Origin of the sequence: Ruminococcus flavefaciens ATCC 19208 (assembly GCF_000518765.1) — a bacterium.
Lineage (GTDB): Bacteria > Bacillota > Clostridia > Oscillospirales > Ruminococcaceae > Ruminococcus > Ruminococcus flavefaciens.
This window is the reverse complement of the sequence record NZ_KI912490.1, coordinates 578,994-601,332: the sequence shown is the minus strand read 5'-3', so window position 1 is coordinate 601,332 and position 22,339 is coordinate 578,994. Positions and strand designations below refer to the sequence as shown.

General features: G+C 45.4%; 15 protein-coding genes. 8 read left to right on the top strand and 7 right to left on the bottom strand.

What is annotated here, in order from left to right; translation table 11 throughout:
- Positions 1-226 precede the first annotated feature (226 nt).
- The 3 genes from L870_RS0112730 to L870_RS0112720 are packed head-to-tail and all read left to right on the top strand — an operon-like array spanning position 227 to position 4,230.
- The gene (locus L870_RS0112730; RefSeq protein ID WP_028518469.1) at positions 227-1,786 is read left to right on the top strand and encodes an NAD(P)/FAD-dependent oxidoreductase; all 1,560 of its coding nucleotides are present in this window, start codon (positions 227-229) and stop codon (positions 1,784-1,786) included.
- The gene (locus tag L870_RS0112725) at positions 1,786-2,268 is read left to right on the top strand and encodes a GtrA family protein (RefSeq protein WP_028518468.1); all 483 of its coding nucleotides are present in this window, start codon (positions 1,786-1,788) and stop codon (positions 2,266-2,268) included. Before L870_RS0112730 ends, L870_RS0112725 begins: the two co-directional genes overlap by 1 nt.
- A gap of 48 nt (positions 2,269-2,316) precedes the next feature.
- Positions 2,317-4,230: a hypothetical protein gene (locus tag L870_RS0112720; protein ID WP_028518467.1), complete on the top strand. Its 1,914-nt coding sequence runs from the start codon at positions 2,317-2,319 to the stop codon at positions 4,228-4,230.
- 51 nt (positions 4,231-4,281) lie between these two features.
- Here the strand turns inward: L870_RS0112720 and L870_RS0112715 are convergent, their stop codons facing one another.
- Complete coding sequence (locus tag L870_RS0112715; RefSeq protein WP_028518466.1) at positions 4,282-4,482, bottom strand: DUF1858 domain-containing protein; 201 nt, start codon at positions 4,480-4,482, stop codon at positions 4,282-4,284.
- Between the two features lie 131 nt (positions 4,483-4,613).
- On the opposite strand from L870_RS0112715, the gene L870_RS0112710 reads away from it, so the two are divergent.
- Positions 4,614-5,177 (top strand): TetR/AcrR family transcriptional regulator, encoded by a 564-nt coding sequence (locus L870_RS0112710; protein ID WP_028518465.1) that lies wholly within the window; start codon positions 4,614-4,616, stop codon positions 5,175-5,177.
- Positions 5,178-5,235: 58 nt separating this feature from the next.
- Here L870_RS0112710 and L870_RS0112705 read toward each other — a convergent pair whose 3' ends face one another.
- The 3 genes from L870_RS0112705 to L870_RS0112695 all read right to left on the bottom strand — a co-directional run bounded on the left by L870_RS0112705 (position 5,236) and on the right by L870_RS0112695 (position 7,489).
- Entirely contained in the window at positions 5,236-5,958 is a 723-nt protein-coding gene (locus L870_RS0112705) for a MerR family transcriptional regulator (RefSeq protein ID WP_028518464.1), read from the bottom strand.
- Between the two features lie 117 nt (positions 5,959-6,075).
- Complete coding sequence (locus tag L870_RS0112700) at positions 6,076-6,852, bottom strand: PhzF family phenazine biosynthesis protein (RefSeq protein ID WP_028518463.1); 777 nt, start codon at positions 6,850-6,852, stop codon at positions 6,076-6,078.
- A gap of 1 nt (position 6,853) precedes the next feature.
- Positions 6,854-7,489 (bottom strand): GyrI-like domain-containing protein, encoded by a 636-nt coding sequence (locus L870_RS0112695; RefSeq protein ID WP_028518462.1) that lies wholly within the window; start codon positions 7,487-7,489, stop codon positions 6,854-6,856.
- A 148-nt stretch (positions 7,490-7,637) separates the two neighbouring features.
- Here L870_RS0112695 and L870_RS0112690 point away from each other — a divergent pair, with 148 nt between their 5' ends.
- The 3 genes from L870_RS0112690 (at position 7,638) to L870_RS0112680 (ending at position 14,524) form a co-directional block, all read left to right on the top strand.
- Positions 7,638-8,333: a GTP pyrophosphokinase gene (locus L870_RS0112690; RefSeq protein WP_028518461.1), complete on the top strand. Its 696-nt coding sequence runs from the start codon at positions 7,638-7,640 to the stop codon at positions 8,331-8,333.
- A gap of 255 nt (positions 8,334-8,588) precedes the next feature.
- On the top strand, positions 8,589-12,875 hold the full coding sequence (locus L870_RS17660; protein ID WP_051411557.1) for a glycoside hydrolase family 2 TIM barrel-domain containing protein: 4,287 nt from the start codon (positions 8,589-8,591) through the stop codon (positions 12,873-12,875).
- A gap of 221 nt (positions 12,876-13,096) precedes the next feature.
- Positions 13,097-14,524, top strand: coding sequence for a family 16 glycosylhydrolase (locus tag L870_RS0112680; RefSeq protein ID WP_028518460.1), 1,428 nt, complete (start codon positions 13,097-13,099; stop codon positions 14,522-14,524).
- Between the two features lie 77 nt (positions 14,525-14,601).
- Here the strand turns inward: L870_RS0112680 and L870_RS0112675 are convergent, their stop codons facing one another.
- Complete coding sequence (locus L870_RS0112675) at positions 14,602-15,036, bottom strand: acyl-CoA thioesterase (protein ID WP_028518459.1); 435 nt, start codon at positions 15,034-15,036, stop codon at positions 14,602-14,604.
- 115 nt (positions 15,037-15,151) lie between these two features.
- On the opposite strand from L870_RS0112675, the gene cls reads away from it, so the two are divergent.
- Entirely contained in the window at positions 15,152-16,684 is a 1,533-nt protein-coding gene (cls, locus tag L870_RS0112670) for a cardiolipin synthase (RefSeq protein WP_028518458.1), read from the top strand.
- A 43-nt stretch (positions 16,685-16,727) separates the two neighbouring features.
- Here cls and L870_RS0112665 read toward each other — a convergent pair whose 3' ends face one another.
- Both L870_RS0112665 and L870_RS0112655 read right to left on the bottom strand, forming a co-directional pair.
- A complete protein-coding gene (locus L870_RS0112665) occupies positions 16,728-18,647 on the bottom strand; it encodes a substrate-binding and GGDEF domain-containing protein (RefSeq protein ID WP_028518457.1) in 1,920 nt (639 codons plus the stop codon).
- A 247-nt stretch (positions 18,648-18,894) separates the two neighbouring features.
- Positions 18,895-22,263: a glycoside hydrolase family 97 N-terminal domain-containing protein gene (locus L870_RS0112655; RefSeq protein ID WP_028518455.1), complete on the bottom strand. Its 3,369-nt coding sequence runs from the start codon at positions 22,261-22,263 to the stop codon at positions 18,895-18,897.
- Between the last annotated feature and the right edge of the window lie 76 nt (positions 22,264-22,339).

The window sequence follows — 22,339 nt, the reverse complement described above, 5'->3', positions numbered from 1 at the left end:
GTCATATATGCACTGCTAATAGCTATGAGGCATAAAAATCGAAGTTTTTACTTGATTATTATTTTCAGATGTGGTATAATGTAATTTATAGTATCGGCTTTTTAAGTACGTTATACTTATAATAAAGGAAAAAAGCCGTTTTTCAGTGAGAGTTTCTGCAAACTTTTACGTCTAAATTATGTAGTATATTTCGGAGTATCAGTCTCCGCGGAAAGGAAATACAGGCATGAAAAAAGTAATTATCATCGGCGCAGGACCTGCAGGTCTTACAGCCGCATATGAGCTGCTTAAAGACGGCTCGGGAGAGTACGAAGTAACTGTCCTCGAAGAAACAAACGCTATCGGAGGTATCTCCAAAACCGTAAACTACAAGGGCAACCGCATGGACATGGGCGGTCACCGTTTCTTCTCAAAAATACCTGAGGTAAACGCTTGGTGGAGCAATATGCTCCCTGTTCAGGGTTCACCTTCATCTGACGATAAATACCTCAAGAGACACGTTAACGTTGAGGAAGGCGGTCCAGACCCTCAGAAGGAAAACCGCGTAATGCTCAAGAGACACAGAGTTTCACGTATCCTCTTCAATGACAAGTTCTATGATTATCCTGTATCTCTCAAGCCCGAAACTATCAAGAACTTCGGCTTCTTCACAACTCTCAAGGTAGGCTTCAGCTACCTGAAGGCTGCTATCCACAAGCGCCCTGAGACAAATCTTGAAAACTTCTACATCAACTGCTTCGGTAAGGAGCTCTACTCCATGTTCTTCGAGTACTACACCGAGAATCTCTGGGGCAGACACCCGAGCGAGATCGACGCTTCATGGGGTGCTCAGCGTACAAAGGGTCTGTCTATCGTAGGTATCATCAAGGACTTCTTCGGCAAGCTCTTCAAGGTAAAGAACCGTAAGGTAAATACCTCACTTATCGAGGAATTCAAGTATCCTAAGCTTGGTCCCGGACAGCTCTGGGAGGTTACTGCCGATGAAGTTAAGAAGCTTGGCGGTACTATCATCATGGAAGCAGGAGTAAAGAAGCTCCACAAGGACGAAAACAATAACCTTACAGGCGTTACTTACGTTAAGGACGGTCAGGAGATCACTCTTAACGGCGACTGCGTTATCTCATCTATGCCTGTCAAGGACCTTGTTGCAGGTATGAACGATGTTCCCGAAGATGCAGCTCGTATCGCAGCAGGACTTCCATACCGTGACTATATGACACTCGGTGTCCTCGTTCCGAAGCTCAAGCTCAAGAACAAGACAACTATGAAAACTGTGGGCAATATCGTGCCAGACTGCTGGGTATACGTTCAGGACAGAAGAGTTAAAATGGGACGTTTCCAGATCTACAACAACTGGTCACCTTACATGGTAAAGGATCTCGGTCACACTGTATGGGTAGGTCTTGAATACTTCGTAACAGAGGGCGACAAGTTCTGGAACATGACAGAAGAGCAGTTCTCCGATTTCTGCGTAAAGGAAATGGTAAAGCTTGGTCTTATCGACAGCGCAGACGAAGTTATCGACACACATATGGAAAAGGTAAAGAAGGCTTATCCTGCTTACTTCGACACATACGAGGAAATGGACAAGCTCATCAGCTACCTCGATACTATCCCGAACCTCTACTGTGTAGGACGTAACGGTCAGCACAGATACAACAATATCGACCACTCTATGGTAACCTCTTTCGAGGCTGTAAAGGCTATCAAGAGCGGCAGCACAGACAAGTCTGCTATCTGGAACGTCAATACAGAAAAGGAATACCACGAGGAGAAGCAGAAGTAATGGACGAGATCAAGCAGATATTCCGCGATAAACAGTTCAAAAAGCTGTTTGTCGGCGATACGGACAATACTCTGATACAGTTTTTCCGCTATCTTTTTGTGGGCGGACTGGCTTTCGTTGTAGACTTCGCATTGTCGTATATACTGTTCAGATTTGCTTTCGGAGAACAGAAGGAATTCGGCTGGGTAGCCAATTCCCTTTCCTTCATTGCAGGTCTTGCAGTAAACTATCTCATAAGCACCCTATGGATATTCAAGAATTCAAAGGTCGAGAACAAGCTTGTGGAGTTTCTGAGCTTTGCGGCTATCGGTGTTGTGGGACTTCTCATAACTATCGGCATCACCAAGCTTTTCGAGATATGGATCGGCGATAAGACAAGCCTCTTCCAGATAATAGCAAAGGTAGTTTCAACAGCAGTTTCATTCCTCTGGAATTTCTTCGCAAGAAAGATACTGCTCTATACAAAAAAAGATAATAAATAACAGTTCGGGCAGCGTTTGCTGCCCGTTCCCGTATTTTGAGGTAATATAATGGATAAAGAGATCGAGACACAACTTCACGATACAGATAATAACGAAGCTGCGGAAGCACCTTCCGACGATATCATCGACCTTACGGAAACGGCTTCCGATACCGCAGAAGAGGTCATAGACCTTACGGAAGAAGCTGCTCAGCAGAATGATGAGCTCCCCGAAGAAAAAACAGATACGGAAGCTGAAGCTCCCGACACGGACACACTGCACACAGCCGATGTCAGCGCTGAAGCATCGTGCACTGATAAACCTTCAAAGAAAAATCTCCTCGGAGATACGATCCTCTTTGCAGCCGCTTTTTTCGTATTCATATGTACTGTCGCCTCTGCGGTATATTATATCGTTTTCGCAGCAAGATATGAATTCCACGCTGACTGTACCGACACTATACTGTGGGCAAACGCCTCGGTAGTAAGCGGCAAGCTTTATGACCCTGACTTCACTTACGCCTGCTTCCTGCCGTTCAGCACAAGTACGATCATGATACCGCTGGTAAAGATATTCGGCTTGACTATGACTGCTCATGTGGGCGGTATGCTGTGCTTTTTCATTATCCTTACATTCTTTATGCTGTTTATGATAAAAGAGATCACAGGCAGCACTTCCGCAGGCTTTTTTGGTACAGCCCTTTTCATCTCAATAACTCTTGTCACGCCAAAGCTGAGAGAGATATTCTGGGGACATACTATCTACTACTCTCTGGGTATACTCTTCCTTGTCATAGGCGCATTTCTCTATTCAAGGCTTTTGTCAGTCGGAAACAGGGAAAGGAAACTGAAAAAAGAGGGCAAAAACGCAAAAGGAGCTTCTCTGCACAAGCTGGTCATTTTCCTGTGTCTGTGCGTATTCATGCTGCTTACGGGAATGGACGGCATAACAGGCTTTACTCTGTTTGCAATCCCCTTTGCAGGCGCAATATTCATTGAACAGTTCATCAACAGGAAATACAGCATTTTAAGCGGCAGGACAGCTCTTGTAACTTTCCGTGCCCTTGTATTTCTCATAATGACAATAGCCGGAACTCTCATAAACAACCTGCTCCTCGGAAATATGCAGGCTCGTTATCAGGACGCAAACTCAGAATTTTCGGAAATGAGCTCATGGATATCCCATGTTCAGAAGCTGCCTCTCGCATGGCTTCGTTTGCTGGGTGTAGAGGATATGCCCGATATCATGTTCACCGATAAAGAGGGCGTACCGAACCTGATATACATTATATCAGCTCTGATGCTGGCTGTACTTCCTATAGCTGCAACCTTCTGCTATAAAAAGTACGGAAACGACCGCAAGGGCAGAATGATGCGCATATGGGTCTGGATGCACTGGGCTGTAACAGCCGTAGTCCTTATGGGATATATCTGCGGAGTCCTTGCAGTTGCCGACTGGAGACTTACTCCTATGGTTGGAACTTCCCTTATACTGAGCATATTGTTCGTATGCTGGGCTGTCTCTGCAAAAGCAGACTGCTCAAGATTGGTATCACTGCTCATTGTCCCTGTATTTGCCGCAGGATATCTCGGCGTGTCAAATGTTATGAAAATGCCCAAGGACGGCTACAAGCAGAACACATGGTATCAGCTCTCGGGCTACCTTTACGAACACGGTCTTACAAAGGGCTATTCATCTTTCTGGAACGCAAACTCCGTTACCCTTATATCCGGCGGAAAAGTAAAGGTGAGCGATGTCTATATCGACGAAACAGGCGTTTCAAGACGAAGATATCAGTCATCAACAAAATGGTATAATGACGATCCCCTTCAGCGTCTGTACTTCCTGATACTGGAAGGACAGGAAAAAAAGGATTTCATGTCATCTGAGGATTATAAAAACGATCGTCCCATGACTACACTCACTGCCGAGATCAACTCTACCGAGTTCACGATATTGGTCTACGATCACAACATAGTATAAAAATAAAAGGACACTTGAAGTGTCCTTTTTGTTTTGGGTATTATTCCGATATTATTCAGCAAGCTTCTGATTGATAGCGTTTACGAGCTCGTCAGCGTTTACGCCGTGTACCATTGCTGCTTCCTCGATAGTCTCGCCCTGAGATGCAGGACATCCGAGACAATGCATACCAATGCTGAAAAGGATCGGTGATACGTCTGTATCGAGCTGAAGAAGTTCGCCTATCTTTGTATCCTTAGTAACCTGTGCCATATTTTTGACCTCCGTAAAATTCAGTTAAAAGGGGCTTGACAAATGTCTAATCCCTTGTTATAATATTATCATACTCTTTGACATTTGTCAAGGAGCTTCAATAAACTTTTACAAAGCGAGGTATTTTGTCAATGTATCAGGGCAGCAACAAATCAGCTTTACTCTCACAAAAGCTTATTTCCGAAGCACTTCTGAGACTTCTTGAAGAAAAGTCTTTCAATGATATAAGCGTAAGCGACCTGTGCCGTGAAGCTCAGGTATCGCGCCAGACCTTCTATTCCCTTTTCGGCACAAAGGAAAACGTAATAATATATGAGCTGAGCCATAACTGCTGTTTCCTTCCGGAAGAAAGCCTCACTTCATGCCACTCAGCTGTGTTCCGCAGCTTCTGCGAGGGCTACAGCCGTTATATTGTCGATAAACGCCATATAATATCCCTGCTTGTCAATAACGATATGATACATTTTCTCTATGATGTGCAGTACAGATCGCTTATGGAATGCAAATACTTTATCAGTGATGTTTCCGATGAAAACAGGATATTTATCGTTGACTTCATTGCCAGCGGCATGAACAGCATCGCAAAGAATTACATTCTCACAGGCGCAAAGGCAGATGTCAGCTTCCTTAAAAATCTTATGTTCAGTCTTTACGGCGGACTTTATTTCAAAAACTTCAACAGCGAAAAGCACTGACAAATACATATTCTTATGAAAAAGGGACTATGAAAGTCCCTTTTTTATTTTATCACGCTTACTCGCCGCAGTATACAACAATCGCCTTTGATACAAATTCTGCTGCTCCCCTGCCGCCTGCACTGTTGATGTTATCTCTGAACTCTCCGTCAGCTTCGTACATCTTGCCAAGTCCGCTGAGTATCTCATTTGTGCAGGTATAGAAATTCTCGGTTATAAAGCCTTGAAGCTTCTTCACCATTGCCTGTGCTTCATCACTTTCGGGACTGCCGTCTTTAAGCTTTCCGAAGTCGGCAAAAAGCTGCATAAAGTCCTCCATGACCTGCTGATTCTCCTCGTCCGAACGCTTCTTCTGTGAGAACTCCTCATAAGCCTGAGTGCTGCCCCACTTTTCCTTTGCGCGTTGTGTGTATTCGTCTATCTTTGATGTGTCAAATGCAGAAAAATCCACTGCTCTCACTCCTATCATTTTAATTCTCCGAGCAAAGCTGATAAGCTCGTCAAGTCTTTTCCTTTTCAGTTCCAGCAGCTCTATCTGCTGCTCAAGAGCCTTCTTACGGTCGAAATCGGGACTGCTCACTATGCGCACTATATCTTTGAGCGGAAACTCCAGTTCGCGAAAAAGCAATATCTGCTGAAGCCTTTCCAGTGCCGTATCGTCATACAGCCTGTATCCGCCCTCGGTATGTGACGCAGGGGGCAGCAGCCCTATCTCATCGTAATATCGCAGAGTGCGTATACTCACTCCCGTCAGCTCACTGACCTGCTTGACTGTCATCATCTTATCCACTCCTCTCGTGTGATCTCAGTATAGACCATGACGTAACGTGAGAGTCAATAGTATTTTTCATCTTTGTAGGAACTCACAAAAAAACGCTTATGATTTGTACATATCGCCTTATCTGATTTTTATATCGGCAGCCGAAAACAGCACCGCTTTTCCTGATATCTTCACCCTGTCTCCGCAGGCTGTACAGTTAAGCACTCCTGTACGCAATGATGCCTGAAATGCTGTTATAGAGTCCCTGCCGAGTCTCCTGCACCAGTAGGGGGCTATCATGCAGTGCGCCGAGCCTGTAACGGGATCCTCGGGTATACCGTATTTCGGAGCAAAAACTCTTGATACACAGTCGTATTCACTGCCCTTTGCTGTCACAGCTATACACGCACAGTCAAGCAGTGAGAGCAATTCGAGGTCAGGCTGCAAATACCGTACCTCGTCTTCATCACGCAGCACGAACATGATATCTCGGTCACGGTATGCGGCAAGCGGTATCGCCCCTAAAGCTTCTATCATGCTGTCGGTTATTTCAACGTGTTCAAGAGCGTATGCAGGAAAGTCCATTTCAATAAGCTCTCCCCTGCGGCTGACATCAATTCTGCCTTTTGCAGTCTCAAATACTATACTCTCGCTGTCCTTTTCATAAAAGCCGAACAGCACAAATGCAGCACCGAGAGTAGCATGACCGCAGAAGTCCACCTCACCCTTGGGCGCGAACCAGCGCAGCCTGTATGAGTTCCCGTCCTTTACGGCAAAGGCAGTCTCCGAGAGATTATTTTCAGAGGCTATGTCCTGCATCAGCTTATCATCGAGGAAGCTGTCCGCAACACAGACAGCCGCAGGATTACCGCCGAACAGCTTATCCGTAAAAGCGTCAACTATATACTGTTTCATTTTATCCCCTCTTCTTTATCGGGTGACGTACAACTGTTTTCAGCTTTTCGGGAGCTGTTTTTCTCGGGTCTGAAAGATATATCTCATGGTGCTTGCGGCTGTGGTCTATGTCGATATCATAGCCCATGCCGTCAGCATAGCTGTCCATTGCTTCGACTGTAGCAGGCTCGTCATCATAAGAGCCCGTATGCATACACTGAACACAGACCCCCTCTTTATATGTCATAAACTCAACCTTAGAAAAGTCCGTTTTTTTCTTCACTGCAGCCTGCTCCACCGCCCATTCAAAGTCCGCCTTTGTGACAAAATCAGGAAGTCTTATCATAGCTGTCCACTTTAGTTCACTCTTGCGGCTGTAATCGATACCGACTCTGCCCTCCTGCTCCCACAAGCCTTCAAGGGGCGGAACAACATAGTCGAAATAGCCGTCGATAATGTGGTCGGTCTTTTTGCTCATCCTGATAGTATAAGCGATACCGTACAGCAGCTCTATAGCCTGCTTGTACTCGCCGCCCTCTTCGTTGGGATCACCCTTTCCGCCGACTGCAATGAAGTTCATTGACGGTATCTCAACTATATGCGGTTTGTTCTTCGGCATATAGTATTCCCTGTATTCCTTTTTGTAATCAAAAGCCATGACTATGCTCCTCTCAGTAATGTATAATTAGTATACCACAGCTGACAGTTCTGTGTCAAACAAATGAAAAAGCATCTGCTCCGATTGACCTTTACATTTAATAATGGTATAATATCCTTATAACGAACATAAAATGCGAGGTAAAACAATGGAGCTTAAAAACGAAATAACAAGAGGGCTGCACGAGCTCACGGAGGAGGAAATGTCAGAAGCGGAATTTCTGCGTTCCGTTGAGAATAATATGATTTCCATGCAGCAGTTCTTTACATATTACAAGTGCGCAATAATGGAGATAGAGACCAAATTCCGCGTACTCAACGAGCAGTTCTCACTGAACGGCGAAAGCAATCCCATAGAGTTCATACAGTCGAGAATAAAGAGCTACGGAAGCATATTCCGAAAGCTGCTTTCAAGGCATATACCGCGGAATATCGAAGCTATTGAAAACAATGTCAGCGATATTGCAGGTATACGCGTGGTATGCTCATTCGTGCAGGATATCTACAGACTGGCAGACTGCTTTTTGCAGCAGGACGATATTACTCTTATTGAGAAAAAGGACTACATACAAAATCCCAAGGCAAACGGCTACAGAAGCCTGCATCTTATCGTAGCAGTGCCGATCTTCCTCGAAAACGAAAAGCGTCTCGTCAGAGCTGAGGTACAGCTGAGAACTATTGCTATGGACTTTTGGGCAAGTCTCGAACACAAGCTGAGATATAAGAAAAATCTCCCGCCCTTCAAGCTCAATCTCCTTGCGGACGAGCTGAAAAAATGTGCAGATCAAAGTGCAGAATGGGACTCACGTATGCAGGATATCAAAAATATAATAGAAAGTGACTGAAATACTGACCACTCTCATGATATGAGAGTGGTCTTTTTGGTAATATGCAATACAAAATAACAAAAATCGTTATATTTTACACTATTTTTTCAAAAAATCAGTTGCAATCTGCTCATTTTTGTGCTATATTATACATAATAAATGGTTATCAACACTGTAATGTTATTTATTTAAAACAATAAATCATCAGTTTGATAACTTGATAAAATGGAAAAATATATCAGGGGAATTATTAAAACAAGGAGGATCTTAATTATGAAACGACGTATTGTGTCAGCTATTGTAGCTGTCATGACAGCCGCCACATCATTCGGCTTCACAGTCCCGCAAAAAGCCGCTGCTATTTCCTTCACAGGAAAAGAATGGACGGGTCAGAACGGTGCGGAGGACGTATTTCAGGTAAACCGCGAAGCCGCATCATGCAACCCTGTGCCCTATCATTCCACAGAAGCTGCCGTAAACGCAGTATGGGACTATAACGCACGTGAGGAATCAGAGTATTTGCAGATGCTCACAGGAAAGAACGAGGACTGGGATCTGGTCGTAGTTCAGAACTCACAGCAGGCAAGTTCTCACATCAATGCAGGCTGCTTAAAACCAGACTATCATCCCTCATCTGCACAGGGCTGGAAAACAGTACAGCTCCCCAAAAGCTGGACCCGTCAGGGTTTTGACTTCTCTATCTACACCAATGTCGGTCAGCCATGGCAGTCAAAATACGACAGCTACGTACCTGCTCCACAGGCTCCCACAAACTATAATCCTGTGGGACTTTACCGCAAGAAGTTCACTGTTGACAGCGCAATGCGCAAATCTGGCAGACGAGTATACATCGAGTTTGACGGCGTAGAATCCGCATACTATGTATATGTAAACGGTACTGCTGTAGGCTACAGCGAGGACACATTCAGCCCTCACCGCTTCGATATAACCGACCTGCTCACTGACGGTGAGAACACTCTTGCAGTAGAGGTACATAAATTCTGTGACGGTACGTGGTTCGAGGATCAGGATATGATCTACGACGGCGGTATCTTCCGCGACGTTTTCCTCGTAAGTGCTCCCGATGTACAGATAAGAGACTATACCGTCCGCACAGACCTTGACGACAGCTTCACCAATGCCGAGCTTGAGATAGCAATGGATATTGCAAACCTCTCAGGCAATGCCAAGAACGGCTGGAGCGTTACTGCCGAGGCATACGACGAGGACGGAAACAATATACTCAGCGGTGCGTCCGCAAAGATAGACTCTCTCAACGGAAACAAGGGCAGCTGCACTATCAAGACCTCGGTAGCTTCACCGAAGCTTTGGTCAGCTGAAAAGCCGAATATCTATGCTCTCGTTCTGAAGCTTACTGACGGCAACGGCAATGTACAGGAGATACTGTCCACTCAGCTTGGCTTCCGCGAGATAAACTTCACCCGTGCAGAGGTCGACGGCTCATACAGACTGACCACAAAGCAGTGGCAGCCTATCACTATCAACGGCAAGCGTCTGCTCCTCAAAGGCGTAAACCGCCATGATACAGACCCGTTCTACGGCAAGGCTGTACCTCAGGAAACTATCCGCGAGGACGTTTCTCTTATGAAAAAGAACAACATCAACGCTATAAGAACATCACACTACAGCAACGATTCATACCTTTACTGGCTCTGCAATAAGTACGGTATGTACGTTATGGGCGAGACCAATATGGAGTGCCATGCGCTTCAGGACGGCAAGAACAACAACACTAAGGCTCTGTTCTACGAGCTCGCTATGGACAGAACAGAAACTGCCTACAAGCGCCTGAAAAACAATCCTGCCATAGTTGCATGGTCTATCGGAAACGAAATGGGCTATACAGGCAACGCAAGCGACGCAGGCGGTATGTTCCGCGATATGATATGGTACTTCAAGAAGAACGACTACACCCGTCCTGTACACAGTGAAGGTCAGGACAATGCAATGGGCGTTGACATGAAGAGCAATATGTATCCGGGCTCGGGCAATATAGCCTACAATGCAGGTCAGGGCAAGATGCCCTACGTTATGTGCGAGTATGACCATGCTATGGGCAACTCCGTGGGCGCTCTCAAGGAGTACTGGGACAACATCAGAAAAGCCGACAATATGATGGGCGGCTTCATCTGGGACTGGGTAGACCAGTCAAGAGCTGTCAAGGTTCCTAACGGCGGCTGGGACTATTACTCGGAATCATACGCAAAGGCTAACCTTTACAAGGACGAGGCTAAGGGTAATTACTACGGCTACGGCGGCGACTGGGGTGACCGTCCAAATGACGGAAGCTTCTGCGAGAACGGACTCATCAGCCCTGACAGAACTCCTCAGCCCGAGCTTGCCGAGGTAAAGTATCAGTATCAGAACTTCTGGTTCTCTGCTGATGCTTCACAGCTGGAAAAGAAACAGGTAGGCGTATATAACGAAAACAACTTCGTGAATCTCAGCAGCTTCGATGTTACGTGGAAGCTGCTCCAGAACGGTATCGAGATACAGAGCGGCAAGGTGGAAAATCCCGATGTTGCTCCTCTCACAAGAGGTACTATCAGCGTTCCGTATTCACTTCCAAAGAAATACCTTGCAGGCGATGAATTCTTCATCGAGATCTCAGTTGCTACAAAGAACGGCACTGAGCTCGTTCCCGAGGGCACTGAGATATCCTACGGTCAGATACCTTTACAGGGCAGCGGAACTACCGCAAGAGTGGACAAGGGCAGCGAGCCTGTCACTATTGTTGATACTCCAAGCGGCTATGTTCCTACAGGCAAGGACTTCAACTTCATCATCGACAAGTCAACAGGTCTTATGAAGACCTATGCATACAAGGGCGACGCCCTCATCGACGAGGGACCGACTCCCAACTTCTGGCGCGGCAATGTTGAAAACGACACAGGCTGGGGCGCTAACGGCTTATACGACAAAAAGTGGCGCGACGCCATGAAGGGCGCAAAGTGCAACGCTATCGACGTCAAGGACTTAGACGGCGGCGAGAAGCAGATAATCTCACACCTTTCACTTCCGAATGCAGGCGGCACTACAGTTGACATCACATACACTATCCACTGCAACGGCACAGTTGACGTTGAGTTCAACGTAAACGCAATAAACAAGGGACTGGGCAACTTTATCCGCGTGGGCTCGTTTATGAAGCTCCCCGCAGGCGCAGAGAAGCTCAGCTGGTACGGAAACGGTCCTGTCGAGACATTCAACGACCGTAAGACCAACGGCAGACAGGGCGTATGGGAATCCACAGTTTCAGAAATGTTCTATCCTTACCTCAAGGCTGACGACTGCGGAAACCTCACAGACGTCAAGTGGATAGCCGTTCAGAACGAGAGCAAGGGTTCAAGCCTTCTCATTGCCGCTGACGGAAAAGTAGAGGCAAGCGCTCTCCACTTCATGCCCGAGGATCTCCAGAATGCCGACCACCCATACAAGCTGAAGCCAAGAAGCGAGACTATCCTCAGCGTTGACTACGGCTCAATGGGTACAGGAAGCGCTACCTGCGGTCAGGGTACTCTTGAACAGTACAGACTTCCCTCAGGCAGACCTTACAGCTGGAAATACACCATTATCCCTGTAGATTCATCAAGCACAGGCAAGGATATGACCACTCTCGCAGCTAAGCTCCGCTCAGACGGCGCAGTTATTCAGGACAAGAGCAGCAATGCTTTACAGGTGCCTATTGGCTCAGGTGCTAAGCTCACAAATTCAAGCGACGGCAATTACGTATCAGGCGCTGTTACCATACCTTCATGCAGCAGGCTCGAAAGCGCACTTGAAGGCAAAAACTCCTTTACAGTTGAGACAAATTTAGTTCCTACAGGCTCGCAGCAGTACAATATGTTCGCAAGCAAGGGCGACTATTCATTCGGACTCAGAGCAGAACCTTCCGTACTCTATTTCTTCATCTATTCAGGCGGAGAATGGAACAGCGTAAGTGCGACTCTCGGTTCAGACTGGATAGGCAGGAAGCATCAGGTAGCAGGTATTTACGATGCGGAAAACAATATGCTGAGAGTATACTGCGATGGTAAGATGCTTGCCGAAAAGGCAGGAGGCTCGTCAGGAGTTGCTCACTCGGGCTATCCGCTTACTCTTGGTGCCTGCCCCGAAACAGGCAGAAATTCACAGGCTGACTTCTACGAGATGAGAGTATACAGCAAGGCTCTTACAGCATCTGAGCTCGCCTCACAGAACACCGCTTCTCCTGCTTATACAGCCGACAGCGAATATGTACAGCTCTGGCTTGACTTCGACAATATTGCAGAAGCACCGCAGGATATACCTGATGAAGATATACTCTACGGCGATGCAGACTGCGACGGCGAAGTTGCAATGAATGATATAGTTCTTATAATGCAGTCACTGGCTAATCCTAACAAATTCGGTCTGAACGGTACCGACGAGCACCATATCACCGAACAGGGTCAGCGCAATGCAGACGTTTACGAAAACGGCAAGAGCGGCATCACAAACAATGACGCTATGCAGATACAGAAGTATCTCCTCGGACTTGTAGAGTCCCTCGAACCATAACGAAATAATCACCTCTCCTATATTTACCAAGCCCGAAGCGACCTCGGAAACGCTTTCGGGCTTGGTTTATTTCACAGTATGATGAGATATGGCAACAGAGCTGCACATTTTATTACATCACCAGTTTACCATAAATCAGTGTATTTTGCTATAATTTTTTGCAGTAAAAAGTTATAATAATGCCATAAGAGAATAAACCTCTCATTTAAGGAGGAATAAACATGAAGAATTACAAGGCTTTATCATTTATCGCAGCTCTTGCAATGATCGTTTCAGCAGCAGGCTGCGGAGATAAAAACGAAAGCAATGATACTACAAAAGCACCTGAAACCACATCTGCTGCCGAGACAACTACAGAGGCTGCTGCTCCCGATGAGGCTGACGTACCTGAGATAGAGGGCTACGATCTTATCTGGAACGATGAATTCAGTGCTGATGCACTTGACGAAAGCAAGTGGAACTACGAGCCTCATGAACCCGGCTGGACTAACGAAGAGTTACAGGAATACACTACCTCGACAGATAATGTATTTATCCGTGACGGAAAGCTGGTAATCAAGGCTATCAAATCTGAAAAGGACGGAAAGGACTACTATACCTCAGGCAAGGTAACAGGTCAGAACAAGACAGATTTTACTTACGGTAAAGTAGTTGTAAGTGCTAAAGTCCCCGAAGGACAGGGCTTATGGCCTGCTATATGGATGATGCCAAAGGACGAGAGCTACTACGGACAGTGGCCTAAATGCGGCGAGATCGACATTATGGAAGTACTCGGAAACAACGTAAGCACTGCATACGGTACTCTCCATTACGGCGAACCTCACGGCGAAAAGCAGGGCACATGGAACCTTACAGGTCAGACCTATGCTGACAGCTTCCATGAATTCTCTGTAGAGTGGGAGCCGGGTGAGATACGCTGGTATATCGACGGAAACCTTTACAATACAGTAAACGACTGGTTCACGGCTGTTCAGGGCGAGGACGAAAAGCCGTATCCTGCACCTTTCGATCAGCCATTCTTCGTTCAGATGAACCTGGCAGTAGGCGGAACATGGCCCGGAAATCCTGACGAGACTACAAACTTTGACAATGCAGAGTTCGAGATAGACTATGTAAGAGTTTATCAGAAGCCCGAATACGATACAAACGTTAAGAAGCCCGAAAAGTCTTACCGTGAACCGCTGGAAGACGGCAACTACATCTACAACGGAGATTTCTCAGAGGCAGAGGATCTCACTGATGATGTAAACTGGAAGTTCCTGCTCTTCAACGGCGGTGAGGGTGCAGCTGAGATAAAGGACAATATGATCGTTATCACTTCCGAAAAGGAAGGTACAGAGGATTACTCGGTACAGCTGGTACAGCCTGATATCCCGATGATAAAGGGCAAGAAGTACAAGCTTACCTTTGATGCATATGCAGATGAGGAAAGAGAGATCATCACATGTGTATCTGCTCCCGAGGCAGGCTGGATAAGATATTTCGAGGACACAAAGCTTACTGTAACTCCAGAAAAGCAGACATTTACCTATGAATTCGAGATGAAGGAAAAGGACGATCCAAAGGGACGACTTGAATACAATCTCGGCCACAGAGGTTCAACTGCTACAGTATATATTTCAAATGTAAGGATCGAAGAGATCTCTTGACCTCTGTTAAAATCAGTCAGTACTGACTATACAAACTCTAACATAAAAAAGCTCCTGTGAAGGGAGCTTTTTTGTTATCATTCTTTTATTTCATAGCCGACATAATCGTTGAATACTTTATATATATCAGGATATTTGTTTTTAGTCCTGAGAGGTTTCATATCAAGATCGGTAAAGCAGTGTGATGAACTGCCCTCGACGCATATTTCACCTGTTTTTCGGCTTATGAGTTTATATTCAAGATACAGGGTCGTACCGTTAAACTTTATGATTTTTGGGTATACTGCAAATGGTTCATCAAAAACAAGTGGACGCTTGTATCTGCACTCCACAGAGAGCACGGGCATTAATATCCCCTGCGCTTCTATCTGTTCAAAGGGCATTCCTGCTTCGTTAAGGAAATGTATTCTTGTCTCCTCGAATATCCTTATGTAGTTTGAATGGTGCATTATCCCCATTTTATCTGTTTCATAGTAATAAACATTTCTTTCATATGGTCTGATATTATTCATGCATATCGTCCTTTCATATTTTTTATGACAGAAAATCGTGAACTATTCTGCCGCGGTCGTTGCTATTTCTTAGCATTTATGCTATAATTATTATATCATCATCAGGAGGTGGAAAATGAAGATAAAAAAGCTTCTCAGCAGTGTCCTCAGTACAAACGCTGCATTCGTTATTCTTCTCCTGCTTCAGATAGCTTTTCTTATGCTGGCTGTAGCAAGTCTCGGAACACGTTTTTACTTTGTATACTTCATTCTTATTATCCTTGATATAATCCTTGCTATATACATCACAAACAAGAATGAACCTATAGCGTACCGTTTCACATGGATAGTAATTATCAGTGCTTTCCCGCTCATGGGCGGCATATCCTATCTTTTCCTGAAGCTTTCACAGCAGTTTCCGAAATCTCTTGATATGCGGAATCAGAAGCAGACAAGAACGCTTCTTGTGCAGGATAATGATGTAATGAATGAGCTGTCTGCCATGTGTCCCGATGCACTGAATCTTGCAAGATATGTTGCGGAACACGGTATGTATCCTGTTTACAGAAATCTTAATACGGAATATTTCCCGCTGGGCGAGATCCAGTTTGAAAAGCTTTTAGAGGAAATAGATTCCGCAAAGCATTTTATCTTCCTTGAATTTTTTATAATCACCGAAGGTTATATGTTCGATACTATTTCAAAGCTTCTCATAAAAAAAGCAGCTGATGGAGTAGACATAAGGCTGATGTATGACGGCATAGGCACAGGTATGATGAACTCCGTCAAGCCGTTCCGCAAGCTTGCTGAGAATGGGATAAAGTGCAAGGTATTCAATCCGTTCCGTCCTATGATATCATCTGTACAGAACAACCGCGACCACAGAAAAATCGTGATTATTGACGGTCATACAGCCTTTAACGGCGGTACTAATCTTGCAGACGAATATATCAACCGCAGGGAACGTTTCGGTCACTGGAAGGATACGGCAGTAATGATACGCGGACAGGCTGTGTGGAATTATACGGTCATGTTTCTTCAGCTCTGGGAAAAGGCTGAAAACAGCGAGATCATCAGATTCAGACCGAAGCAGCCCCAGTATCTTTCAATGCTTGAAAATGACGGCTTTGTACAGCCCTTTTCCGACTCTCCCCTTGATGAAGAACCTGTGGGAAAGCGTGTATACCTTGAACTTATAAATAATGCCCGTGAATACGTCTGCATTACCACACCCTATCTGATACTTGATGAGGAGATGACGAATGCTCTCGGTTTTGCCGCAAAAAAGGGAGTCGATGTAAGGATAATTACTCCGCATATCCCTGACAAGTGGTATGTCCACATGATAGCGTGGAACAACTACGCTCAGCTCACGGCAATGGGAGTAAAGATATACGAATACACTCCCGGATTTATCCACGCAAAGACCTGTGTTGCAGACGGCAAGACCGCACTTGTGGGAACAATCAATTTCGATTACAGGAGCTTTTATCTGCATTTTGAATGCGGAAGTGTGCTTTACGAATGCTCCGTTATAAAAGAGATAGTGCGTGATTTCAATAAAACAGCCGAGCTTTCGCAGCTAATAACTATTGAGGACTGTGAAAAACGATCGGTTTCAAAAAAAATAGCAGGAGCTGTACTCAATATGTTCGCTCCGCTGCTTTGATAATATACGCCCCGATGTATAATCGAGGCGTTTTGTTATAATATCAGTCGTGTCTGAGGTAGCGAGAAGTACGTTTGCGTTTTTTCTCCTCATACATTATCTCATCAGCTTGTGTTATAAGATTGAAGAGTGTGGTATCGGCATTTACCTCGGTAACTATAGTACCTATACTTGCATCAAGCTCATAGGGCTTATTGATAAGTCGGTTCATTTTTTTCAGCTGAACATGAAAAACACTTTCAAGAGCGTCAATATCCTCTTCATAGGCATTTTCGCCGAAGATAATGAATTCATCACCGCCGAAACGTGCGCATATCCTGCTGCCGCGGCAGCATTCGTTTACAACGTTTGCAAACTGTCGGAGAGCAAAGTCGCCCTCTTTATGTCCGAAATTATCGTTTATTATCTTCAGACCATCCATATCTATGAAGGCAATAAGGAGCTTCTGTTTTGTCTCAAGACAGTTCTTTACCATTTTGTCAGCTTCTCTGATAAAACCGTTTCTATTGTAGATATTGCAGAGCGGGTCGATAACGTAAAGGCGGTCGAGCTCATCTATCATGCCGTTCATATGTATCAGTTTTCTGACATTTTCAATTGAGTTGCTGATGTTCAGCAAAAGCGAGTGACATAGCAGACTCTTTGTAGGGAAGCTGCTGTTCACAAAGATATAGTATCCGAGACAGTGCTCGCGGAAATGAAGCGGCATAAAGAAGCTTATATTACCGCCGTTCTTTAATGGAACAGGCTGCATATCCGAGCTTGGAAATTCCTTGACAGGAATATTTGTACCATTATCAAATATCAGAGGGGCACTCATTTTTGTAGTATAGCCCTTAGTCTGGATAGTATTGGATTTATCATTTGAGGCATTTCCTGATGCGGTTGCGTCCCAGTTTGAACAGAGGCAGATACAGAATCTTTCGCATTTTATATCGCGTATAAAGAAGGTGATCGTGCGAAGATTATCATCAAGCTCGTCTTTTTCGGCAAGCTCGGTAGTCATGCGGTTCAGGAGCGAAATGTCCCTTTTGCATTTATTGAGCAGCTTATAATAAGAAGTTTTAAATTCTATTGAATCGGTATTTTCAGGATTTTTACAGCCGCAGCTTTCATTGAACACAGGAACTGCATCAAGAGACGTATTATTGTCATACTCTTCGCCGTTTGCGATCTTTATAAGTATTTCGCAGGCTTTATATCCTGCTTCTTCAAGAGGGCGTGATACGGTGGTAAGTGCGGGCACGTGATGCTGAGCATTATAGGTATTGTCAAAGCCTGTTACTATGACATCATCGGGAACATTATATCCGAAATTGTTAAGCTCCTCTATTGCAGCAAGCGCCATTGCGTCATTGGCGCATATTATAGCCTGCGGACGGGGCATTCCAGAGCTTATGAACTGATCTACACCTTTTTTGCCGTCAGCCGCTCTGAATTCTCCCAGATAAACACGGTCATTATCTACGGGTATTGAATGAGCGTCCATAGAGTCATAGAATGCATTAAGTCTTGCAGAAGCCTCAGGGTTGGCAAGCGGCCCCGAAATGTAGTTTACAAGAGTGACCTTATGCTCTTCAAGGATATGATCCACAAGTGAACGCATAGCCTTGTAATTGTCTATACTTATGTTTATGAATTCGGGATATGTGTCGCAGTCGAGGACTGTTACGGGAAGTCCCGATTTTTTTACCTTTGAGGTTATTTTTTCTTTTTCGATAGGGTCACTGATAGTATTGGTAAGAAGTATCATTCCATCGAATTTATCGTAATTTATGAGATTGAAGATATTGTATTCGCCGATGTCGAACTTTCGGCTGGCAAGTACACCGCTAAATGAACAGAAGCACGAGATATTAGCTCTGTATCTCTTAGCACATTTTTTGATCCCGTCTAAAACAGCATTCTGGTATTCTTCGTCGATCCCCGCGACGATAACACCAATTTCTATTGGTCTATCCATTATTGCACCCCTTTTTGTAAATAAGTTGAATATTAAACTGAGATTTGTAATACTTTATTATAACATAAATATCGGAAAATATCAATATCTTACAGCAAAAATATTCATATGTTATAAAAAATGCTGTCATAAGCAGCTGACACAATGATACAGAAGTATTTATTTTTATTATTGAAAAAACATCGCGGAAAGCTTTCATAGGAGAGCTTTCCGCAATAAATTACATTATATTTCTAAAACTTTTGTCTCATTTTGAAATGAGATTTTTACGGAACTTTATAAGGTCATAGATATCTATTATCTCGTCCCTATTCAGATCAGCCGCAGCAAACTGCTGCTTATTGAATGAAGCTGCTCCAAGCAGATATTTCTGCATGAGCACAAGGTCAGCCACATTGAAAGCTCCGTCCTGATTAATGTCGCCGACTACCTCTTCAAATGGTATAGCCACTGAGATACGGTCGATAGACGGACCATTGCCGCTGGCGTTGTAAAGCTTGACAGTGTTATTGCCTGCTTTCAGAGTGACCTTGGTATCAACAGCCGCAATACCCGACCAGTCGTTCTTGTTTGCATAAAGTCCGTCCAGTCTGCCTGCGTTTGTGCCGTTTACATCTACGCTGAGGCTTCTTCTCTCGCCCGATACATAGTAGATACGGAGAGTATACTCCCCTGCCTTGTCAACATTTACGTTCTCGAATGTGACTGCATTGTTAGCTCCGCCGCCGATATAGCCTACGTATGCGCTTCCGGAGCTGTACTTGCCGTCCTTGCCAGAGGTGATTCTCGCATTGCCTGATATATTAGCCTTCTCAGCTTCGTAGAATTTGAAATTGCTGTACGGAGTCGTAAGCTTCATGCCGCTCTTGGTTATCTTCATTGCAAAACCGCCGTTTGCAAGGAGCTGCTCCTCGATAACGCTGTCCTTGGTAACGTCTCGAATTACCCTGAATTCAAGCTCGCTGCCGTCCTTGTTATCACCGAAGAGATAAGCTGTATATGTTCCGTCATCGTCAATAAGCTCGGAAAGCTTTACAGTGACCTTTCTTGCCGACAGCGTGGAAGCTCCTACGTACCAGTCGCTTCCGCTTCTTCTTGCGGTAACGTTGAACTGCATGGGATAGCCGTCAAGTACTTTCATATCGTCCCATGCAACGGGAACATCATTGAGAAACGGCAGAGCCTTGTTGCCCTGATAGGTGTATACAGAATGTGCGAAGTGCTGTATGCCGGACTCGATAGTTACAACGTCGGCAAGTGCAAAGCCTGCTGTAGCCTTTATGCCGTATATTGGTATACCGGTAGGTGTGAAGTCTGCCGAGCCGGCTACATTTCTTGTGAATGTGTAGGAGACGCGGTTAGCCAGTGCAGGAGCGTCAAACCACTTGTAGTACTCTGTTCCGTTTACAGCCTCATATGAAACTATATTAGGATATGTTCTGCTTTCGCCGCGTGGAATGGTACAGCCGTGGAAGAGCACCATGAGATGATTTTCAGCAGCTATCTTTGCGCAGAGGTTCATCTGCTTCATGGTCTCCTGAGTGTCGCTCTCGTAGTAGTCTACCTTGACTCCGCTTACTCCAAGACCTCTTATGCGCTTGAACTCACGTACTATAGTTGCTTCATCAAGGAGCGAATAATATGGATATGCAGGATTTCCCTTGCTGTCCTTATAGCCTGAATGTCCCTTGTTGTTAACGCCGTACCAGAGATAGATGCCTATACCTCGCTCTGCGCCGTACTCGCATAGTTCCTTGACCTTATCTTCACTGTCGTCCCAGAGAGCCCAGCCGAAGTCGAGACATACGAAATCCCAGCCGTTGTCTGCCGCAAAGTCGATATAGTCCTTCTGAGTGTGGTATTCAACAGGTGAATCACCGCCGCTGCTCCACCATGACCATGCAGTCTTGCCGGGACGTATCCAGCTTGTATCCTCTATGACCGAGGGCGGATTGAGGTTGAGTACAAGGTCGCTGGATGACATCTGATCAAGGCTGTCGCCGATGACTACTGCTCTCCACGGAGTATGGAAAGCGCTGCTCATCGTGATGCCGCTTACCTTGACGCCGCCCTTGAAGCGGAGACTGTGATAATTGCCGATAAACTGGAGAGAGCCTGCACAGTAGGGATTGTCCTCATTGAAAACGCTTGCCTCTGTGACAGTTACCCAGTACTTATCGTTGATAACGCCTGTATACGGGCAGGAGTAGGTAGCATTGGTCTCATTTGCCCTGTCTCTTGGGAGCTCGACCATGTCCCACTCATAAGTGGCGTTTGGCCAGTTGCCCCAGAACTTGCTCTGGCTCGGGAAGATGACCTGACTGGTCTCCTCCTTTATTGTTGCGCCGTGATCAAGGGCATATCTGAAGCCCATACCGTCGTCATAAACTCGGAAATAGACTGTCAGGGTAGAACTGCCCTTTTTCAGCGGAAATGATATTTCCTTGTAGTTGTCTCGTATTTTAGAATGCTTGCCGTATGGCATTGAGTAGGTTTCGTCATGCTCAACAGTTGCAGCCGCAGGAGCTGTCTGTGAAAAGCCCGATGACAGATCCTCGGTAGTAGTGACAAGTCCCAGCTTTGAGGGCTCGATGACTGTGCCCCATGTGCCGTGGCTCTGCTTTCTTACGGAATAGTAATAGCTGCCCTTGCTGTCTTTCCAGAATTTTGTTACCAGAGTGCCGTCAGGAGAAACAGTCTCATACTCGGGAATGCTTGTAAGAACTGTGCCGTCGCGGGCTGTGGCATTTTCCTGCTCGGGAACAGCCTCGCCCTCGGTTATTGTATCCTCCTCGAATGTGTAAAGATACAACGGATCATTTGGCAGAGCTACTGCCTGCTGCGGGGTAAGTGCATAGCCGTAAAGCGCAACATCGTCCACGCAGGCTTTTATATCATTGTCGGAATACACCGAATGTCCTATTGAATTGTAGATATAAGACGGCAGGACTCCCTCACTGAAAAGGCTGTTCATAGTGTCAGTAAGAGTATCCGCATCACTTATGCTTTGCAGCTTGCCGTCAATGTAGAATTCAGCCTTATTCTTTGAATATACAGCCGTAAGCTCATGCCATTTTCCACTGTCGGGAGCAGACTGAACATCGAATATAGCCCTGTGCTTGTCATCGTTCTCGGTAGTTGTTCCCTTGCCCACGAATATACTTGTTCTGAATGACTTCTTGTCTTTCAGGTCGATTGATATATCGGGTGAAGAATAACTGGGTGCTGCACCTGCTCCGAAGGGTACGGGCGAGAACTGAAAAAGCCTTGTATAGTTTTCAGCCCCGCTGTCCAGCTTATACTTCAATGAAAAGCTGAAACCGTTCTCACAGCCATTGCCAAACATTGCAGGGAGCTGTAACCAGCCGCTGCCGAAGGAATCTCCGTGCAGGTCGAGCACATCGGATCTCAGGGTACTGTCGTACACTACCGCCGCGCTACTGCCCTTGATAACGGCATCGCCTGCGGCTGAGCCCTTATTGGCTATGACTGCATTTGAATAGCTGATCGCTGTGTTTGCTGCGGTGGTCCGCGGTATTATCTGTACCGACGGCTGTATCAGTACACATAATGCCGCAGCTGTACTGATAGTTTTTTGGATCAAGTTTTTCCTCATTTTAATACCCTCTTTCTATAACATCATTAAATTACCACTTTATAGTATAAGTGTATAATTTTATTGTACATCCATT

Coding starts and splice junctions, on each gene's coding strand:
- L870_RS0112675 (WP_028518459.1), bottom strand. CDS start 15,036: ATGAATAATATCAGACCATATGAAAGAAATGTTTATTACTATGAAACA.
- L870_RS0112665 (WP_028518457.1), bottom strand. CDS start 18,647: ATGGATAGACCAATAGAAATTGGTGTTATCGTCGCGGGGATCGACGAA.
- L870_RS0112695 (WP_028518462.1), bottom strand. CDS start 7,489: ATGGCTTTTGATTACAAAAAGGAATACAGGGAATACTATATGCCGAAG.
- L870_RS0112690 (WP_028518461.1), top strand. CDS start 7,638: ATGGAGCTTAAAAACGAAATAACAAGAGGGCTGCACGAGCTCACGGAG.
- L870_RS0112730 (WP_028518469.1), top strand. CDS start 227: ATGAAAAAAGTAATTATCATCGGCGCAGGACCTGCAGGTCTTACAGCC.
- cls (WP_028518458.1), top strand. CDS start 15,152: ATGAAGATAAAAAAGCTTCTCAGCAGTGTCCTCAGTACAAACGCTGCA.
- L870_RS0112715 (WP_028518466.1), bottom strand. CDS start 4,482: ATGGCACAGGTTACTAAGGATACAAAGATAGGCGAACTTCTTCAGCTC.
- L870_RS0112710 (WP_028518465.1), top strand. CDS start 4,614: ATGTATCAGGGCAGCAACAAATCAGCTTTACTCTCACAAAAGCTTATT.
- L870_RS0112680 (WP_028518460.1), top strand. CDS start 13,097: ATGAAGAATTACAAGGCTTTATCATTTATCGCAGCTCTTGCAATGATC.
- L870_RS0112655 (WP_028518455.1), bottom strand. CDS start 22,263: ATGAGGAAAAACTTGATCCAAAAAACTATCAGTACAGCTGCGGCATTA.
- L870_RS0112720 (WP_028518467.1), top strand. CDS start 2,317: ATGGATAAAGAGATCGAGACACAACTTCACGATACAGATAATAACGAA.
- L870_RS0112725 (WP_028518468.1), top strand. CDS start 1,786: ATGGACGAGATCAAGCAGATATTCCGCGATAAACAGTTCAAAAAGCTG.
- L870_RS0112705 (WP_028518464.1), bottom strand. CDS start 5,958: ATGATGACAGTCAAGCAGGTCAGTGAGCTGACGGGAGTGAGTATACGC.
- L870_RS0112700 (WP_028518463.1), bottom strand. CDS start 6,852: ATGAAACAGTATATAGTTGACGCTTTTACGGATAAGCTGTTCGGCGGT.
- L870_RS17660 (WP_051411557.1), top strand. CDS start 8,589: ATGAAACGACGTATTGTGTCAGCTATTGTAGCTGTCATGACAGCCGCC.